Source organism: Pedobacter sp. PACM 27299 (assembly GCF_001412655.1).
GTDB lineage: Bacteria > Bacteroidota > Bacteroidia > Sphingobacteriales > Sphingobacteriaceae > Pedobacter.
The window spans coordinates 707216-725725 of record NZ_CP012996.1; the positions used below are offsets into that span (position 1 = coordinate 707216).

The 18510-nt window shown below is 40.6% G+C and carries 15 protein-coding genes; 6 read left to right on the top strand and 9 right to left on the bottom strand.

Annotated elements, in window-relative coordinates; genetic code table 11:
• Positions 1-15 precede the first annotated feature (15 nt).
• Positions 16-1236, top strand: coding sequence for a 2-oxoglutarate dehydrogenase complex dihydrolipoyllysine-residue succinyltransferase (odhB, locus tag AQ505_RS02930; protein ID WP_062546802.1), 1221 nt, complete (start codon positions 16-18; stop codon positions 1234-1236).
• A gap of 82 nt (positions 1237-1318) precedes the next feature.
• Here the strand turns inward: odhB and AQ505_RS02935 are convergent, their stop codons facing one another.
• From AQ505_RS02935 to AQ505_RS02945, 3 genes are all read right to left on the bottom strand, one after another.
• Complete coding sequence (locus AQ505_RS02935) at positions 1319-2059, bottom strand: head GIN domain-containing protein (protein WP_197286292.1); 741 nt, start codon at positions 2057-2059, stop codon at positions 1319-1321.
• A 62-nt stretch (positions 2060-2121) separates the two neighbouring features.
• Complete coding sequence (locus tag AQ505_RS02940; protein WP_062546804.1) at positions 2122-3780, bottom strand: M1 family metallopeptidase; 1659 nt, start codon at positions 3778-3780, stop codon at positions 2122-2124.
• A gap of 7 nt (positions 3781-3787) precedes the next feature.
• Positions 3788-5665 carry a CocE/NonD family hydrolase gene (locus AQ505_RS02945; protein ID WP_062546805.1) on the bottom strand — a complete coding sequence of 626 codons (1878 nt, stop codon included), beginning with the start codon at positions 5663-5665 and terminating at the stop codon, positions 3788-3790.
• 148 nt (positions 5666-5813) lie between these two features.
• Here AQ505_RS02945 and lpdA point away from each other — a divergent pair, with 148 nt between their 5' ends.
• The gene (lpdA, locus tag AQ505_RS02950) at positions 5814-7220 is read left to right on the top strand and encodes a dihydrolipoyl dehydrogenase (RefSeq protein WP_062546806.1); all 1407 of its coding nucleotides are present in this window, start codon (positions 5814-5816) and stop codon (positions 7218-7220) included.
• Between the two features lie 203 nt (positions 7221-7423).
• On the opposite strand, the gene AQ505_RS02955 is transcribed toward lpdA, so the two are convergent.
• The 5 genes from AQ505_RS02955 to AQ505_RS02975 all read right to left on the bottom strand — a co-directional run bounded on the left by AQ505_RS02955 (position 7424) and on the right by AQ505_RS02975 (position 14475).
• Positions 7424-10615 (bottom strand): efflux RND transporter permease subunit, encoded by a 3192-nt coding sequence (locus AQ505_RS02955; protein WP_062546807.1) that lies wholly within the window; start codon positions 10613-10615, stop codon positions 7424-7426.
• Between the two features lie 38 nt (positions 10616-10653).
• The gene (locus AQ505_RS02960; RefSeq protein ID WP_062546808.1) at positions 10654-11718 is read right to left on the bottom strand and encodes an efflux RND transporter periplasmic adaptor subunit; all 1065 of its coding nucleotides are present in this window, start codon (positions 11716-11718) and stop codon (positions 10654-10656) included.
• The gene (locus AQ505_RS02965) at positions 11715-13049 is read right to left on the bottom strand and encodes a TolC family protein (protein ID WP_062546809.1); all 1335 of its coding nucleotides are present in this window, start codon (positions 13047-13049) and stop codon (positions 11715-11717) included. Before AQ505_RS02965 ends, AQ505_RS02960 begins: the two co-directional genes overlap by 4 nt.
• A 96-nt stretch (positions 13050-13145) precedes the next feature.
• Positions 13146-13751, bottom strand: coding sequence for a TetR/AcrR family transcriptional regulator (locus AQ505_RS02970; RefSeq protein ID WP_062546810.1), 606 nt, complete (start codon positions 13749-13751; stop codon positions 13146-13148).
• A 139-nt stretch (positions 13752-13890) separates the two neighbouring features.
• Positions 13891-14475, bottom strand: a complete 585-nt coding sequence (locus AQ505_RS02975) for a TetR/AcrR family transcriptional regulator (protein ID WP_062546811.1) — start codon at positions 14473-14475, stop codon at positions 13891-13893.
• Between the two features lie 152 nt (positions 14476-14627).
• On the opposite strand from AQ505_RS02975, the gene murB reads away from it, so the two are divergent.
• The 4 genes from murB to AQ505_RS02995 all read left to right on the top strand — a co-directional run bounded on the left by murB (position 14628) and on the right by AQ505_RS02995 (position 17370).
• Positions 14628-15644: a UDP-N-acetylmuramate dehydrogenase gene (gene murB / locus AQ505_RS02980; protein WP_082461393.1), complete on the top strand. Its 1017-nt coding sequence runs from the start codon at positions 14628-14630 to the stop codon at positions 15642-15644.
• A 169-nt stretch (positions 15645-15813) separates the two neighbouring features.
• Entirely contained in the window at positions 15814-16344 is a 531-nt protein-coding gene (locus tag AQ505_RS02985; RefSeq protein ID WP_062546813.1) for an RNA polymerase sigma factor, read from the top strand.
• 118 nt (positions 16345-16462) lie between these two features.
• Positions 16463-17134: a lycopene cyclase domain-containing protein gene (locus AQ505_RS02990; protein WP_062546814.1), complete on the top strand. Its 672-nt coding sequence runs from the start codon at positions 16463-16465 to the stop codon at positions 17132-17134.
• Positions 17134-17370 carry a cytochrome b5 domain-containing protein gene (locus AQ505_RS02995; RefSeq protein WP_062546815.1) on the top strand — a complete coding sequence of 79 codons (237 nt, stop codon included), beginning with the start codon at positions 17134-17136 and terminating at the stop codon, positions 17368-17370. Before AQ505_RS02990 ends, AQ505_RS02995 begins: the two co-directional genes overlap by 1 nt.
• A gap of 90 nt (positions 17371-17460) precedes the next feature.
• Here AQ505_RS02995 and AQ505_RS03000 read toward each other — a convergent pair whose 3' ends face one another.
• Positions 17461-18381 (bottom strand): PfkB family carbohydrate kinase, encoded by a 921-nt coding sequence (locus AQ505_RS03000; protein WP_062546816.1) that lies wholly within the window; start codon positions 18379-18381, stop codon positions 17461-17463.
• Positions 18382-18510 lie beyond the last annotated feature (129 nt).

An 18510-nucleotide genomic window follows, 5' to 3' on the forward strand; every position in this document is an offset into this window, starting at 1 on the left:
TATAATACATCAGTTATGAGTATAGAAATAAAAGTTCCGCCAGTAGGCGAGTCAATTACCGAAGTTGTTTTATCACGTTGGGTGAAAAATGATGGTGATGCAGTAGAAATGGATGAAGTAATTGCGGAATTAGAATCTGATAAAGCAACTTTTGAATTAACTGCAGAACAGGCTGGAACTTTAAGGATTGTAGCTGCCGAAGGTGATACCCTGGCAATAGGTGCAGTTGTTTGTAATATTGAAGAAGGTGGAGCTGCTCCTGCAGCGAAAGCTGAAGAGGCACCTAAAGCCGCTGTTGCTGAAGATAAAGCTGCTGCTCCTGTAGCTGCTGCAAAATCTGGTGATAGCTATGCAACTGGTACTCCTTCTCCTTCTGCCGGAAAAATTCTTGCTGAAAAAGGCGTAGACGCTGCTGCTGTAAAAGGTACTGGTGTTGACGGTAGAATCACTAAAGAAGATGCGTTAAAAGCAGAAAAAGCAGCGCCTAAGAAAGCTGCATCTCCTGCTGCTCCAGTTGTAGCTGCTGTTGCAGGTGCAAGAGGAGAGCGCAGACAAAAGATGTCGCCATTGCGTAAAACTGTTGCCAAACGTTTGGTAGCCGTGAAAAACGAAACAGCGATGTTGACTACTTTCAACGAGGTAAACATGAAGCCAATCATGGACCTTCGTTCGAAATATAAAGATCAGTTTAAAGAAAAATATGGTGTTGGTCTAGGTTTCATGAGTTTCTTCACGAAAGCAGTTTGTGAAGCAGCAAAAGATTTCCCGGCAGTAAACGCTAGAATCGATGGCGAAGAGGTAGTTTACAATGATTTTGTAGATGTTTCTATCGCGGTTTCTGCACCAAAAGGATTGGTTGTTCCCATCATCAGAAATGCAGAAAGCATGACTTTAGCTCAGATCGAGAAAACTGTAATTGAATTGGCTACTAAAGCTCGTGATAGCAAATTGACTATCGAAGAGATGACAGGTGGTACATTTACGATCACTAACGGTGGTGTATTTGGCTCTATGATGTCTACGCCAATCATCAACTCTCCACAGTCAGCGATTTTAGGTATGCACAATATTATTGAGCGCCCTATCGCAGAAAAAGGTGAAGTTGTGATTCGTCCGATGATGTATTTAGCATTGTCTTATGACCACAGAATCATTGATGGTAGAGAATCAGTAGGTTTCTTAGTAAGAGTGAAACAATTATTAGAAGATCCAGCTAGATTGCTGTTAGGTATCTAAACTTGGTTTTAAGGAAATAAAAAATCCCCGTATCCTATGATGCGGGGATTTTTTGTTTGTGGTTTAGGTGTATTTTATTGGTTTAATCTACTTTTCTGACTCTTCCAGATCCTGAAGATGCTTTGCTTACTGAGCTTGGATTTCCAGTGTAGTTTACGCTTCCTGAACCACTGGTAGCTGCATCAATGCTTTTTTGTGCATCAATATAAACTGATCCGGAACCGCTAACGTGTGCATCCACATTTTCTGCTGAGAATGCTCTGCCAGAAAATCCTCCGGATCCACTCACTGCGATGTCTGCCTTTTTTGCTTTTCCGCTGATGTTTAAACCACCGGAACCGCTCACTGCTGCATCAAAGGTCTGCGTATTCACTGTAGCTTTAATGCTTCCTGATCCGCTAAGCGCTACATCTAGGGAATTGGTATTGATGGTTTGTTCTACTTCAATACTTCCTGATCCAGATAAGGCCAGACTGGTTAGTTTTTTAACCGTGATGTAAGCCGTAACCCTGGTATTGTTGGAGTTATTCTTGAACCATCGTTTCCATTCTGAGTTTTTAGGTCTTATAGATAGCGTACCATCTTTCACTTCTGTGATCAGCTGATCTATAGCTTCCTGGTCACCTTCCAGCCTTAAGCTTTCTGTATTTCCTATTTTTACATAGGTTTTGATGGAACCTCCAATGGCAATGCCCGTGAAATTGCTCACTTTTCTTTCTTCATCCAATAAATGGGAAGCACTGATTCTTATAGGTGAAGTAGCCTGACTGTGTAATCCCAGGCTCAATAATGCGAATGTTAGTATTAAACTTAATCTTTTCATATTGTTTCGGTTTTCTATAAGACGCCAGGCCATTCCCAATTGTTGCAGAGTTTTGTGATTATTTATAATATATTTTTAGTTTTTATATAAAAGTTAGGGTCTGCTTGAAAATTAGCCTGATTTACACCAGTTGTTAAAGTGATGGTTTTCCATTTGGTGCTTGGGTAGATGAAAGAAAATTCTGCGGGTTTCAAGCTTACTTTTACCGGCATATCGAAATCTTTAACGGTTTCTGTCCAGCGATACGTCAGTTTGTTTCCCTCAATTTTATATTCCAGTGTGGGCACCATTGTGGTTCTTAAATACTGGTCAAAGATTTTATTAAGCTTCAATCCGCTTTGTTTGGCGATGTAGTTTTCTATTTCTTCAGTAGTCACCGTTTTATGGTAAAAGGTTTTGTTCAAGCCTCTCAGAATCCCTCTGAACTTCTCATCATCGTTGATCAATTGTCGGATGGTATGCAGCATATTGGCTCCTTTATAATACATATCGCCTGAACCTTCATGATTGACACCGTAGATTCCAATGATTGGAATGTCGTTGGCAATGGCTTTTCTGATGCCAATTACATAGTCGGAAGCCGCTTTTTTTCCTTGCGTAGATTCTGTAAACAATGCTTCAGAATAATTGGTAAAGCTTTCATGGATCCACATATCAGCAATATCTTTGGAGGTAATGTTGTTTCCGAACCACTCATGACCGCTTTCATGGATGGTGATAAAATCGAACTTCAATCCCCATCCGCTACCGGAAAGATCTTTGCCTAAATAACCTTGTTTGAACTGGTTGCCATAGGCAACTGCGCTTTGGTGTTCCATCCCAAGGTGTGGTGCCTGAACCAGTTTGTAACCGTCTTCATAAAAAGGATATGGGCCAAACCAATGTTCGAATGATTTCAGCATGGGTTTTACATCGGCATCCCAATGTGGGCGTGCCTGGGCGCTGTCTTCTTTTAAAGCCCAGTAGTCAATGCTGAGTTTTCCCTTTTCACCTAGAAATTCATCGCTCCAGTGTGCATATTTACCAATATAAAGGGCAACATTATAGTTGTTGATCGGATTGCTGACTAACCAATTGTACTGCGTATAGCCATCCGGTTTTTCAACGACACTTTTTAAGCGCCCGTTGGAAACGTCCTGAAGTCCTTTAGGGACACTAATACTGATCATCATGCTGTCTACTTCATCGCTTTGATGGTCTTTTGTTGGCCACCAGCTGCTGGCACCTAATCCCTGACAAGCCATAGACACCCAGGGATTTCCTGATTTGTCTTTACTGAAAATGAAGCCGCCATCCCAAGGCGGGGTTTTAGCAATGATCGGATTCCCCGAGTAAAAAACAGTAAAACTTTCTTTACTGCCTTTTTTGATGCTTGCTGGAAAGTTCACAAATACGGCATTGAATTCTCTTGTGAAAGGGAGCTCTTGATTTTTGTAGACCACTTTCTCTACTTTCAGGTTGGCGAAAAGGTCAAACTGCAGTTTGTTAAAATCCTGAGTAGCGGTAAAGCGGAATTCATTGCTGCCAGTGATGAATTTCTGGTCTATGTCGACTTTCACATCCAGGTGGTAGTAATTGATGTCGTAACAGCTGCGCAATGGACTTAAACTCCCTCTAAGTGTATCCGCGCGATTGAATGTATGTTTTTCTTTGAGCAGCTGTGCTTTACCCAGCTGATGGATGCTGAGTAAAGCCAGTAGTGTATATAATAACTTCTTCATTTTTAAATTAAGGCTTTAACACGGTCACAGATACCGCTGAGGCATTATTGGCATCATGATAAATGCGGTGTGTCGCTTTCTGGAAGTCACTGTCGGCAGCATGGTAAATATCTGTGAATACCTGTGGATTTCTATCTACCAATGGGAACCAGGAGTTTTGTACCTGAATCATGATGCGGTGGCCTTTTTTGAAAGTATGGGCCACATCAGGAATGCTGTAGTCCACTTTGGTGATTTGTCCAGGAATAAATGGCTCTGGTTTTTCGAAGCTATTTCTGAATTTTCCGCGCATTACTTCTCCGCGCACCATCATTTGATAACCTCCCATAATGATGTTTTTAGGGTTTGGTTCCATTGGAAGGGCATCTTCCGGATATACGTCAATCAGTTTAACTACATAATCTGCATCTGTTCCCGTAGTCGAAACTACAAGATTTGCCGTTAAGGGGCCTGCAAGAGTAAGGTCTTCTGTCAGGACTGCGGTTTGAAAAACCTGTACATCTGGTCGACGTGCGGCAAAGCGCTGGTCATCGATCATGTATTCTCTGGTTCTTCGGGCCTGGACGCCATCCTGATAAGGAACGGGGGCATTCGGGTCACTTTCATATTGGTTAAAGCTGTTGGTTGCGGTTGGTTTCTCAAAACTCAACAAGCCCTCTGGCTGGAAATAAAGCATTTTATTCTCCGTGTTTTTTGGTGGCCAGGTTTCAAAAGCTTTCCATTCATTACTGCCGGTGACAAAGATATTGGCTTCTGCGAGTTTCGCATCGGCAGCATCTTTCAGGTATTGCATAAAGAAAGGGAATTCCAGGTTTTTCTGATAGCTCGTGCTGGTGGCTTGTCCGAAATCAATGTCTCCGAAGCTTTCACCTGTGCCTCTAGACCATCCGCCATGGAACCATGGGCCCATGACCAGGTTATTTTTGGCGCCAGGATTTTGATCTTCAATCGCTTTATAGGTATGTAATGCACCATAAGCATCTTCTGCATCAAAGAAGCCGCCAACCACTAATACTGCTGGTTTTACACCTTTTAAATGCGGTCTGATGTTCATGTTCTTCCAGAACTGGTCATAGGTGCCATGTGCCATCAGGTCATTCCAGAACTTAATGCTATCGCCGAAGTATTTTTGCTTGGCATTTTTCAAGGCACCAAGGCCAAGGTAAAAACGGTAATTGTCTGCGATTGGGTATTTAAAAGGTTTTGGGCCTTTATCAGGGGTAATCGGTTTTGGTCTTGGAACGCCAAAAGAAGAGTAGAAACTGAAGGCATCGGCCAGCATGAATGCACCATTGTGGTGGAAATCATCTCCCAAAAACCAGTCGGTAACGGGTGCTTGCGGAGATACGGCTTTCAGGCCTTTATGGGCGCCAGGTAATGCTGCTGTGGAGTAAAAGCCAGGGTAAGAAATCCCATAAATACCGGCTTTCCCATTGTTAGATGGGATGTTTTTGATCAGCCAGTCGATGGTATCATAAGTATCCGAGCTCTCATCAATGTCTTTTTTACCTTTTTTCTGATCGTTGTGAGGCCTGACATCTACAAATTCACCCTCGCTCATCCATTTTCCACGTACATCCTGGTACACGAAAATAAAGCCTTCTCTCAGGAATAATGGGGAGGGGCCAAGCGTGGTTTTGTATTTATCTTCACCATAAGGTGCAACCGTATAAGGTGTTCGGTTGATCATAAATGGATATTTTTGGTTTTTATCCTTGGGGATATAAATGGCAGTAAATAATTTAATGCCGTCGCGCATTGGAATATTGCGTTCGATTTTGGTGTAATTCTGGCGTACATACGCGGAATCAGATAACTGTGCGAAGCCAGAGGTTCCTGCGAAAAGCAGCAGGATGGCTAGCCAGGAAAATTTAAAGCGGGTCATGTTAGGTATTGTTTTTATGGAAGCTTAAATATACAGAAATCGCGACTTGATTTTTGAGAATGTAACATTAAAGATGAGGAAAGAATTGCTTTTAGGGGGATTATTAGGATAGGTTTATTAACTTTGTTCCACAAAAAAAATCCTTAATATGCAATACGATGTAGTTGTTATTGGCTCGGGCCCGGGCGGTTATGTTGGCGCAATCAGATGTGCTCAACTTGGCTTAAAAACGGCAGTGATAGAAAAATATAAAACTTTTGGCGGTACCTGCTTAAACGTAGGCTGTATTCCTTCAAAAGCATTGTTAGACTCTTCAGAGCATTATCACAATGCTGCACATACTTTCCAGACTCATGGAATCAACCTGAAAGATTTGAAAGTGGATATGCCACAGATGATCGCTCGTAAGGATGATGTGGTAGCTCAGAATACTGCCGGAATTCAATACCTCTTCAAAAAAAATAAGATCGATTCTTTCCAGGGATTGGGTTCTTTTGTAGACAAGAACACGATTCTTATCACTAAAGAAGACGGAACTACAGAAACGATTACTGCTAAAAATGTGATCATTGCTTCAGGTTCTAAACCAACAGCATTGCCATTTTTACCAATCGATAAAAAGAGAATCATTACTTCGACGGAAGCTTTGAATATCAAAGAAGTGCCGAAAGAAATGGTAGTCATTGGTGGTGGCGTAATCGGACTGGAATTAGGTTCTGTGTACGCACGTTTAGGTACTAAAGTATCTGTAGTGGAATTCATGCCTTCGATCATTGGTACAATGGACGCTGGTTTAGGAAAAGAATTGCAGCGTGTATTGAAAAAATCTTTAGGCATGGAGTTCTTTATGGGGCATAAAGTAACTGGTGCAACTGCCAAAGGCAAACGTGTAACGGTAACTGCTGAAAATTCAAAAGGCGCTGCTGTAAGTATTGAAGCTGATTACTGTATCGTTGCAGTAGGCCGTACGGCTTATACTGAGGGATTAGGGTTAGAAAATATCGGCATCAAAACTGAAGATCGCGGCAACAAGATCCCTGTAAATGAGCATTTAGAGACTTCGGTTCCTGGTGTTTATGCAATTGGTGACGTAATTAAAGGTGCAATGCTTGCGCATAAAGCAGAAGATGAAGGTATTTATGTTGCGGAAACTTTAGCCGGACAAAAACCACACATCAACTACAACCTGATTCCAGGTGTAGTATATACCTGGCCGGAAGTAGCTTCAGTAGGATTTACTGAAGAGCAGCTGAAAGAAAAAGGTACGGCTTATAAGGCTGGTTCATTCCCTTTCAAAGCCAGTGGACGTGCAAAAGCAAGTATGGATACGGATGGTTTCGTAAAAGTATTGGCTGATGCGACTACAGATGAAATTTTAGGTGTACACATGATCGGTCCACGTGCGGCGGATATGATTGCTGAGGCTGTGGTAGCTATGGAATTCCGTGCTTCAGCAGAAGACATCGCAAGAATTTGCCATGCACACCCAACTTATACAGAAGCATTAAAAGAAGCGGCAATGGCTGCAACTGAAAACAGAGCGATTCATATTTAATCCTCGTTTTGATCTTACAAAGAAACCTCAAGTAATTGGGGTTTCTTTGTTTATGAGCTATTGTAAAAGGCTCAATCCCTTTGCTTGCCTGGTAAAATCTTTTAATAAATCGATCGTCTTAAAAGCCCTGCTAATTGTTGAACATAAAAAAGAGGAATCTGCATTTAGCAGATTCCTCTTTTTTATTTGATGATCCGGGCGGTTTAATGTTTACCGTCCAGGTCGTATTCTTTAACGTCTTTATGATCATAAGGTTCTGCGATCAGTTCTTCCATCGACTGGCCTTTTTTATTAAAGCCAAATTTAGTTAAGATGTTGTCAAAGATCTGATACATTACCGGTACTACAATCAGCGTCAGGAATAGAGAACTGGTTAGTCCACCTACGATTACCCATGCCAGACCGTTTTTCCATTCCGCACCGGCACCACTGGCCAATGCAATAGGAAGCATACCGATTACCATGGCAATCGTGGTCATTAGAATCGGACGTAAACGTGCATGGTTGGCCAGAATAAGTGCCTCATGTGTAGATTTACCTTCTGCTTTCATCTGGTTCGTAAAATCGACCAGGATGATCGCATTTTTCGCTACCAGACCGATCAGCATGATCAATCCTAAGATGGTAAAGATACCTAATGAGTTGTTTGTGATGGCCAGGGCAAGTAAAGCACCGATTACCGATAGAGGGATCGAGAACATTACGACTAGCGGATAAACGAAACTATCATATAACGCTACCATGATCAGGTATACTAAGATCACCGAAGCCATCATCGCGATACCTAAAGTACCGAAACCTTCACTCTGGTTTTCCTGGTCACCACCCCATACATAACTTACGCCAACTGGTTTTTTCAGTTTACCATTGTTTTCCAATTCTATCAGTTTATTCTGTAATTCGGTTACGATCGTACCTGTTGGTCTACCGATAGACTGCGCTTTTACAGAAACAGAAGTACTCTTATCTCTACGTTCCAGCTGACTTGGGCCTGAACCTTCTTTAATATCCGCAAATTGAATTAATTTTACTTTATCGCCTCTGTCGTTTATGAAAGTTAGGTTCCTTACGTCGTCGATGTTACGGCGATCGAAGCTTTGGAATTGAATGTTGATGTCGTACTCGTATTCACCTTTACGGTATTTACCATCGGTATTTCCACTAAATGCAGTTTGCATGGTCATACCTACAGTTTGCAGGGTCAATCCTAAAGCAGCCATTTTATCACGGTCTACCTGAACATTGATCTCTGGACTACCTTTCTCTACAGATAATTTCACCTCTGCAGATCCTGGAATTCCTCTTAATACCTCCATTGCACCTTCTGCGTATTTCATCGCACTATCCAGGTCGGATCCCATTACGACAAGGTCGATAGGGGCGTTTTCTGCGATACCTAAAATACTGATCGGTACTGTTTTTACTTTCGCACCAACCAGTGATTTCGACAATTCACGACTCACTTTCGTGGCATAAATATCCGAAGCATCTGCACGGTCTTTACGTTCTACTAATTTTACGTTGATCTCAGACTTGTAAGCAGTAGCCTGAGAAGCCCCCATATCACCACTGGATTGTCCAACGGTAGTAATCATTTGAGTGATCTCTGGTTTTTTCACTAAGAAAGCTTCTGCTCTTTGAGTAAACTGGTTTGTTTTTTCCAGAGAGGCATCTTTTGGAAGTTCAATCTGTACCAGGAACTCACCTTTATCACTCTTAGGGAAAAACTCTGTACCGATGAAACCACCGATTGTTAATCCACATGAGCTCAATAACAGCATGAATACACCAATAATCGTAATGGCTTTATGACGTAAAGTCCATTCTAAAATACCAGTTACCCAAACTGTAAATTTATGCAATTGCTTTTCGAACCATAAGATGAAACGTCCGAAAGCATTTTTGCCTTCAATTTTTTCCAGTTTACCGAAACGAGATGATAATAAAGGAACGATAGTAAATGAAGTCACTAATGATAGTAGGGTTGCAATAATTACCACCACACAGAATTGACGCAGGATATTAGAAACTAATCCTGAACTCACTGCGATCGGGAAGAACACCACCACAATTACTAAAGTAATCGATACTACGGTAAAGCCAATCTCTGCGGTTGCATCATAAGCAGCACGAACACGGTTTTTACCCATCTCCATGTGTCTGTAGATGTTTTCCAATACTACAATCGCATCATCCACCAGGATACCTACCACCAGGGAAAGTCCAAGTAAAGACATCAGGTTTAAGGTGTAACCGAATAAGCTCATCCCGATAAATGTAGCAATCAGGGAAGCTGGAATGGATACCATTACAATTGCCGCGTTCCGTAAACTGTGCAGGAAGAAGAGCATTACGAAAGCTACCAGGACAATTGCCATGATTAAATCGTGGATTACCGCATCAGCTGATTCTAAAGTAAAGATCGAACTGTCGTTGGCAATGATGATTTTCAAATCGTTTGCTTTGTAGTCTTTTTCAAGGGTAGCCACAATTTTGTGCATGCCTTTACTTACTTCTACCGCATTCGCATCAGATTGTTTAATGATCTGAATGGCGATCGCACCTTTTCTATCGATACGTGCAATTTTCTCTACTTCTTTTTGTGCATCCTGTACGTCAGCAACATCGCTTAATCTGATTTGAGCACCAGTTTTGCTCGTGGCCACGATCAGGTTTCTCAATTCGTCAACGGTTTTGAATTTACCGGAAAGACGGATCAATACATCCTGATTTTCAGTTTTCACACTTCCTGTAGGGAAGTCAAGGTTGGAGGTTAAAATCGCTTGTTGAATTTGAGGAATAGAAAGGTTGTATCCTTCAATCTTAGCTGCGTTTAAGCCCACTACGATTTCACGCTCAGAACCACCTACCAGGTTGACCTGCGCCACACCTGAGACCCTGGAAAGGATTGGGGCAATACGCTTATCGATCAAATCATAGAAAGCCGCATCATCCATTTTCGCGGATGCCGACATGGTGATTACCGGTAAATCATCCAGTGAGAATTTATTCAGGGAAGGCTGTTTCACATCCGTTGGTAAATCTGCAAGGATGGAGTTTACTTTACGCTGTGCCTCATTCAAAGATAAATCCACATTGGCTTTATCATTTAAGGTGATGGTCACTACGGATAAACTCTCATAAGATACCGCGTTTAGTTTTTTAATGTTCTCCATGGAGGAGACGGCATCTTCAATCTTCTTGGTTACGGTATTCTCTACCTCATTAGGTGAAGCTCCGGGATATATAGTGGAAATCGAGACTACATTGTTAGAGAACTTTGGTAATAATTCATAGCTCAGGCTAAAGTAGCTCAATAGCCCCATCAGCGTTAGCGCGGTAAAAACCACGATAACGAGTGTTGGGCGCTTTATAGAAATTTCTGTTATTTTCATCAGAATAGTTTTGTTATATATTCATGCTAAGGTGTTGGTTATTTTACAGGAACAACCGGCGTTCCATCAACTAAGTTGATTTGTCCACTGGTGATCACTGTTTCGCCTTCTTTCAGGCCATCCAGCACTTCAACATTTTCTCCAAGGATTCTACCTGCAACTACTTTACGCAATACTGCTTTATTTCCTTCACCCAATACAAAAATCTGGTTGCTGCTTACACTACCGAAGAATGCACCACGAGGGACGATAATGGTAGGGGCAAGGTGTGGGAATTTGAATACTGCAGTACCGTACATACCTGCTTTAAGTGTGTTTTTCTTGTTATTTTCTACTAAGATTTCTACTGGAAAGTTTAGAGAAGCATCTGCTTTAGCAGCAATGAAAGTTACTTTTCCCTGGAAGTCATCTGTTGGGAAAACGTTTGCTTTAATTGGTACCTGATCGCCAATGTTGATGTTAGCTACCTGCGACTCATCTACATTTACCTTAAGTTTCAATTTAGACACGTCTACCAATTCAAACAATTGTGTACCCTGTGCATTTGCATACGCACCAACTTCCACATATTTTTTGTTCACCACACCATTGATCGGAGACCTCATGTTCGCATCACTTACTCTTTTTTGTGAGCTCTGCAGTCTTAGTCTTGCGTTTTTAACCGCCAGTTTTGCCTGATCTAATTGTTGCTGCGTTACTCCGCCAGTTTGGAAAGAGCTGGCATATCTTGCTTCATCTCTGATTGCATTTTGTAAGGTTGCTTCTGCAGTTTCTTTATCCGTATTTAAGATTTCTGCATCGATGCGTGCTAAAGGCTGACCTTTAGTTACTCTATCGCCTTCTTTAACATAAATAGCAGTCACACGGCCAGCGATTTCCGCCATATAATTCAATTCCTGAATTGGAGCAAATACACCGTTAACGCTAAAATCAAGGTTAATAGGCTCTTTTTTCGCTACTTCAGTACGAACAGAAATTGCACCGCTACCTTCCGCAACAATTGCCGTTTTCTCTGCATTTTTCTTTTTATTGTTTTTCAACACCAGGGCGATCCCGACTATGGCAATTATGATTACTAAGGCAGTAATTATTCCTTTTTTCATTGTAGTAGTGATTTTATATTTCCGTTTGATTTGATTAATTGAATTTCGGCAATCTTATAGTTCAATAAGGCCTGGGTATAGCTGTTTTGTGCTTCTGTAAGTGCATTTTCTGTATCTAACAAGTCAGTTAAAGCAGCAAGACCATTGTTATAATTGTTTTGAGTGCTGTTGTAAATCTCCTGAGCAAGCAATACGTTTGCGCGTTGAGAGTTAATGGTATTTACACTGTTTTTCAATTGGATCTTTGCATTCTCATAAGCAAGGTTTAACGCATTGCGCGTCTCTCTTCTGTCTTCCGTTGCTTTTTTCAAATCTACATCTGCCTGACGAACTCTGGAACGGGTAGCGAAGCCATTGAAAATCGGTACTTTTAAAGTTACACCAACTGCTGAGGCGCCATACCAGAAAGCTTCACCGTTTTTCTTAAATAAATCGAATTTATCGCTCTGTCCGGTGTAAGAATAGTTGGCTGCTAAAGCTAGCGTAGGGTAGTATTCTGCTACATAGGCCTTACGCTGTAAAGTCAGCAGGTCTTTTTGGATGTTTAGCAGTTTCATCTCCGTTCTGTTCTCCACGTTTACAGAATCTGCAAAAGTAGGAAGTGTCGGATTGTGGTCTAATTCTGATTTAGGTAATACAATTGCGGTTTCTACTGGCATGCCCATAGAGAACTTCAATTGGTTTTCTAATTGAACGATGGCGTTTAAAGTCTGCTCACGTCTGGTTTCCAGGTTGGTCAGGTTTACCTTGATTCTATCCACATCAATTTTTCTGGCCAAACCGTTTTTGTACTGGTTGCCAATGATGTTTTCTACCACTTTCACATTTTTGATATTGGTATCGATCACATTCAGTTGCTGTCTGTTCACCAATACCTGATAATAGTTGTTGGCTACCTGCTCAATGATCTGCTCGTCGGTTAACTCAGCGCTGGCATTATAATAGCTTTCACTGGTTCTGGCTGCTTTCAAACCAGTAAAAACCTGCTGGTTAAACAGCTGCTGGTTCAATTGCACACCTGCACTTGAATTCCATGCTCTACCCATTTTGAAGGCTAAATCTGGTCCAACTACCAACTGCCCAATGATTGGATTATACGTTAATCCGGCATTTCCAGTTACTGATGGAAGCGCCTGAGCTCTGACCTCCTCTGTTTTATAACGACCACCTTCGATGTCCAATTTCGCTTTGCGCGTATTTGCACTGTTCTGAATGGCGTAGTTTAAGGCGTCTTTGAGAACCAGCGTTTGCTGTGCGCTTGCTACATTAGATAATAATAATCCCAGCAGCAGTAGCGGGATCAGTCTTACCTGTTTAATTATAGTATTCATGTTTATTATAATTTGTGGTCTATTGTTATGTAAATCCGTCTGTTATTTTATTGTTGTTCTTATCGTATTATTCATGACGTTTTAACCATGCTATGGTTATTTTAAGCCTTTGATAAATATCTTCGACAGCTGGTGCTGTTTCTCTAATATGGTCTTCATTTCCTTTTTGCTTGGGAATAACTCTTTATTGCCATGGAGTAAACATAGGGAAGTGATTCCCGCCTGACTGTCCAGATAAAGCTCCGCTATTTTGTAAGGATCAACAGGAGCGATTTCGCCATTATCGATTGCACGCTGTAAAACTTTGGCATGGAAATCTTCATTTTTAGCCTTCATCTCCAGGAATGATGCCCTAAGGCTATCAGAATTCAGAGAGGCATCCGGACTGCTGCCTGAAAGGTGCAGCATATAGTATTTTTGAAAATAACGATGTCTGATCTCTACAAAAGCCGCTAAACATTCTTCTACTGTAGTTTTTGTGGCCTGATCTTTTTCCAGTGCTTCAAAATAATCGCTGAAAATCTTCACAATTACAGCCAGTACCAGACTGCTTTTGTCCGGGAAATAATAATATAAAGAGGGTTTAGAGACGGACAAATCGTCTGCTATTTCGTTCATTGTGGTTTTGTTGATGCCATAATGCATAAACCGCTTGATTGCGCCCTCAATAATCAATTCTCTTTTTTTATCTGTCTCTACCATTCTACTTTTCTACTTTCTGACTTTTTTATTTCAACAGTCAAAAATACTACCATAATTTATTAACTAGGATTTTGTCATGAAAATCCAATGAAAATTACTTTATGATGACATATTTATTCTGGCTGAGCTTTTAATCCGCTTAGAAAGATGTCAGCAAACATTTTCTCTTTTGAAAGATGAGTTTAAACTGCTCTTTTCCTGGGAACATACTTTTGTCTTTAGACAGGATGTTGAAATGAATACCAGATAAGGCATCAATGAATATTTCGGTGGCGAGTTTAGTGTCACTGATAAAGAACTCTTTATTCGTGACCCCACGGCTAAATAAAGAGCCGATAATGATGAATTCGAAAGTTCTGGCCTTGTGGAATTTTTCCGCCAGGTTTTCTGGAAGTTCATTTCCTATGATCTGACTGGACTCCAGTATGTTGTAGTATTTTTGAATAAAAGCCTGTCTTTTTTGTAGCAGTTTAAGGACGCCTTCGCTAGCAGTTTTCGTTTTGTCAATAGATTTCACCAGATCTCTGCTGATGATTTGCATGAGGTGCTCTATTGCACTTACATAGAGGCTGAGTTTATCAGGGAAATAATAATAAAGCAATGCTTTAGAGAAGGAAATGTCCTTTGCGATTTCGGTCATGGTAGTTTTTGCTAAACCATAATGGGCAAAACGCTTTAAAGCCGCCTCAATAATTAAAATTCTCTTCTTATCCTGATTTTCCATTTAGATTTTTTGTTCCCGCTGCGATGATAAATACTGTTCTTTAAACAATAGAGACGAAAAATAGGCAATTTTTTTAAATATTTATTTAATCATATTGATTCCCCTCCCGAACAATTACATTTGTAGCCTATAGCAAATCTTTCATTTTAACTATGAGTATCTTCCAACAAAATACTTCCCTTAAACCTTATAATACGTTTGGTATCGCTGTTAACGCCCGTTATTTTGCAGAAGTAATTACAGCTGCAGATTTGCAGGAACTGCTGAATTCAGAACTGCTCCATACACAGTCCTTATTGATTTTAGGAGGGGGCAGTAATGTCTTGTTGACCAAAGATTTTGGAGGATTGGCGCTAAAAGTGAGTATTCCAGGGATTTCTGCTGTGGCGGATGAGGATGAAGTGCTGGTTACCGCAGGAGCTGGCGTAGTGTGGAATGATTTTGTGAATTACTGTGTGCAGTATGGTTATGCAGGTGTGGAGAATCTAACGCTGATTCCGGGTACGGTAGGAGCCTCTCCAATACAGAATATTGGTGCTTATGGCGTAGAACTGAAAGATGTATTTGAATCTTGTATCGGACTAGAGCTGGCTAGCGGTACATACAAGTCTTTTAGCCACGCAGATTGCCGCTTTGGCTATCGCGACAGCATTTTCAAAAATGAACTCAAGGGTCAATACCTGATTACCGAAGTTTGTTTTCGTTTAAGTCGTATAGCGAAAATTAATACGCAATATGGTGCTATTCAGGAGGAGTTGGCTAACCGCGGTATCAGTACACCAACCATCGCAGATGTATCTGCTGTGGTGGCTCATATCCGGGTGAGTAAATTACCCGATCCTTCTACGATAGGGAATGCCGGAAGCTTCTTTAAGAACCCGGTAATTGATCAGGTTGATTTTCAAAAGATCTACGAAAAATTCCCGGAAGTTGTTCATTATCAAGTTCCTCAAGGTAAAGTGAAGCTGGCGGCAGGCTGGCTGATCGAGCAATGCGGCTTTAAAGGAAAGATCGTCGGGGAAACAGGGACCTGGAAAAATCAGGCATTGGTACTTGTCAACCATGGACAGGCTACTGGACAGGAAGTGTACAGTTTTTCAGAAAACATTATAAATACGGTGGAGGCCAAGTTTGGTGTAAGATTGGAAAGAGAAGTAAATATTTTGTGACATAGGGCTCGTAGTTATAGCTAACCCCGAAAAACAATTTCTTAATATTGGTGTTGATTTTTTGGTACTAATGTTGTATAGCCTTTGGTGTGTAAGATTGAACAAACTAGCGAGCGCCACTCATAAATCTTTGTTTGTTTGCCTTTTTAACCATAAAACTTAAAACATTATGACAAAAAATGAATTCAACCTCCAACTAAACGACCATTCGGTTTCTTTGCAGTCATTCGCTTTAAATTTTACCAAAGATATTGAGGATGCAAATGACTTAGTACAGGACACCATGTTGAAAGCTGTAACTTACTACAGTAAATTTAAAGAAGGTACCAATTTAAAAGGATGGTTATTTACCATCATGAAAAATACCTTCATCAATAATTACAGACGACTGGTGAAAACCAACGCTTTAATTACAAAATCTGACGATATCTCTTCTGCTAATCTGCACTACAGTGCTTCTAAAAATACGAGCGACAGCAAGTTCATCATAGGCGACATCAATAAAGCTTTAGCTACGCTTCAGCCAGAATATTATGTGCCATTTATCAAATACTTTGAAGGGTATAAATACCATGAGATTGCGGAGATTTTAGATATTCCAATTGGAACTGTAAAAACCAGAATCCATGTAGCCCGCCAGATCCTTAAAAAATATCTGAAGACTTATTCAAAAGAAATCTTGGGAGCCGAAATCATGTAATCCTGAAGAAAAGATATATAAAGTGCCTTAATGTAATGTTGAGGCACTTTTTTTTGCTCAAAAAAGAAAATTGCTAAACGGGGTCAAAAGCATATTTTTGGGCTAAACTAAATGATCAATGAACCTTACTTATCTGCTGTTGGCATTGGGTATGCTGCTGATTCCCATCTTGCTGCTCTTTGTTAAAAAAACAAACCTCAACCAAACCATAAAATTTGCCATTCCTGCGGTGCTTGTCACTGGGTTACTCTTTTCCTTTTTCGCTACATTGTTCGTGATTTTTGGTGCATGGGTCTTTAATCCTACTTATTTATCAGGCATTTCTATTTGGTTGATCCCAGCAGAAGAAATGCTGTTTTATATGACGAGCTGCCTGGCAGGAATTGCCATCTATCAGGGATTAAACGTATTTTTTCCAGAAAACTCCCTGGATAAATTCAGCCTTTCAATGAGTAACCTGATGCTGGGGATTTGTATCGCCATGCTCTTTTTTGCGCACCTGAAATGGTATAGCACAGTGACCTTTGGCTTTCTTTTTATATTGATCCTTTACATAGAATACGTCAATAAATTGCGATTTAGTTATCGGTTTTACCGGGCCTATGTATTGAGTTTAGTGCTATTTTATATAGCTTATGGTGTAATTTCCCTACTTCCGGTGATCTCCTATAAGGACACGCTTGATTTACGAATCGGTTATATTCCTTTTGAAAGTCATTTTTACTTTATGGGGATGCTGCTATTGAGTGTTTATTTATTTGAATGGTTTAAAAGCAGGGCTAAAGGCTAATGGAATTACCACTGTATAGTAAACAGCAATTGGCTTTACGCAATGGACAGGACAAACCGGAGATCTGGGTGGCTTATCAAGGGATCATTTATGAGGTAACGGAAAGTCGGCTATGGCGAAACGGAAAGCACTATGAACATTGGGCAGGGCAGGACCTCACGGAGGAACTCGCCGATGCACCGCATACAGAAACTGTCTTTGAAAAATTCAAAGCAGTGGGGAAATTGAAAGTATAAAAAGGAGTGCTGATTTTCAGCACTCCTTTTTATTTTAAGCCGCAATCACTCTATTTGAGACAATATAGCAGGCTGGTTATAGGTTTTCAACTAAGCTTCAATCGTAAATGAACTCAGTTTCACAAATTCCTGAATACGGGCTGCAACTTCTTCATCCGTTAAGTTTAAGATTTTTTCTGTTCCGAATTTCTCTACACAGAAAGAAGCCAAAGCAGAACCATAGATGATGGCATTCTTCATGTTGTTGAAGTTTACCGTTCCTACTTTTGCCAGATAGCCGATAAAACCACCTGCGAAAGTATCACCAGCTCCTGTTGGATCAAATACTTCTGCTAATGGCAATGCCGGTGCAGAGAATATTTTGTCTTCATGGAATAACAATGCACCGTGCTCACCTTTTTTGATGATCAGGTACTTTGGACCCATTGCTAAGATTTTCTTAGCAGCTTTCACCAATGAATATTCTCCTGACAATTGACGGGCTTCTTCATCATTGATGGTCAATACATCTACCAATTTGATGGTTTCTAAAAGATCATCCATCATGATGTCCATCCAGAAGTTCATCGTATCCAAAACAATGAGTTTTGGTCTGTTTTTTAATCTTTCTATCACCGTACGCTGGATCACTGGTGTTAGGTTACCTAACATCAGGTACTCACAATCCTGGTAATTCTCCGGAATGATCGGATCGAAATCTGCTAAAACATTCAGCTCAGTGACTAGAGTGTCTCTGCTGTTCATGTCATTGTGGTATTTTCCTGACCAGAAGAAAGATTTTTCTCCTTCTTTTATTTGTAATCCTTCGGTATCAATTCCGTGTGTATTAAATGTATCAATGTCTTCTTTATGGAAGTCATCACCAACAACAGCGACGATTTTCACCTTATCATAAAAATAAGATGCAGCTAAACTTGCGTAAGTAGCGGCTCCACCGACTATCTTATCTGTTTTTCCGAAGGGAGTTTCAATAGCATCGAATGCCACAGTCCCTATGATTATCAGGCTCATAGATATTTTCTTAAAATTATTTTAAAATATTTCGTTACAAATATTGCATAAATAAATTAAAACCCCTAATATTGCATTCCCAAAACGAACGAAACTTAATGTTGTTTAAGACTTCAAAAAGCCGTTTAT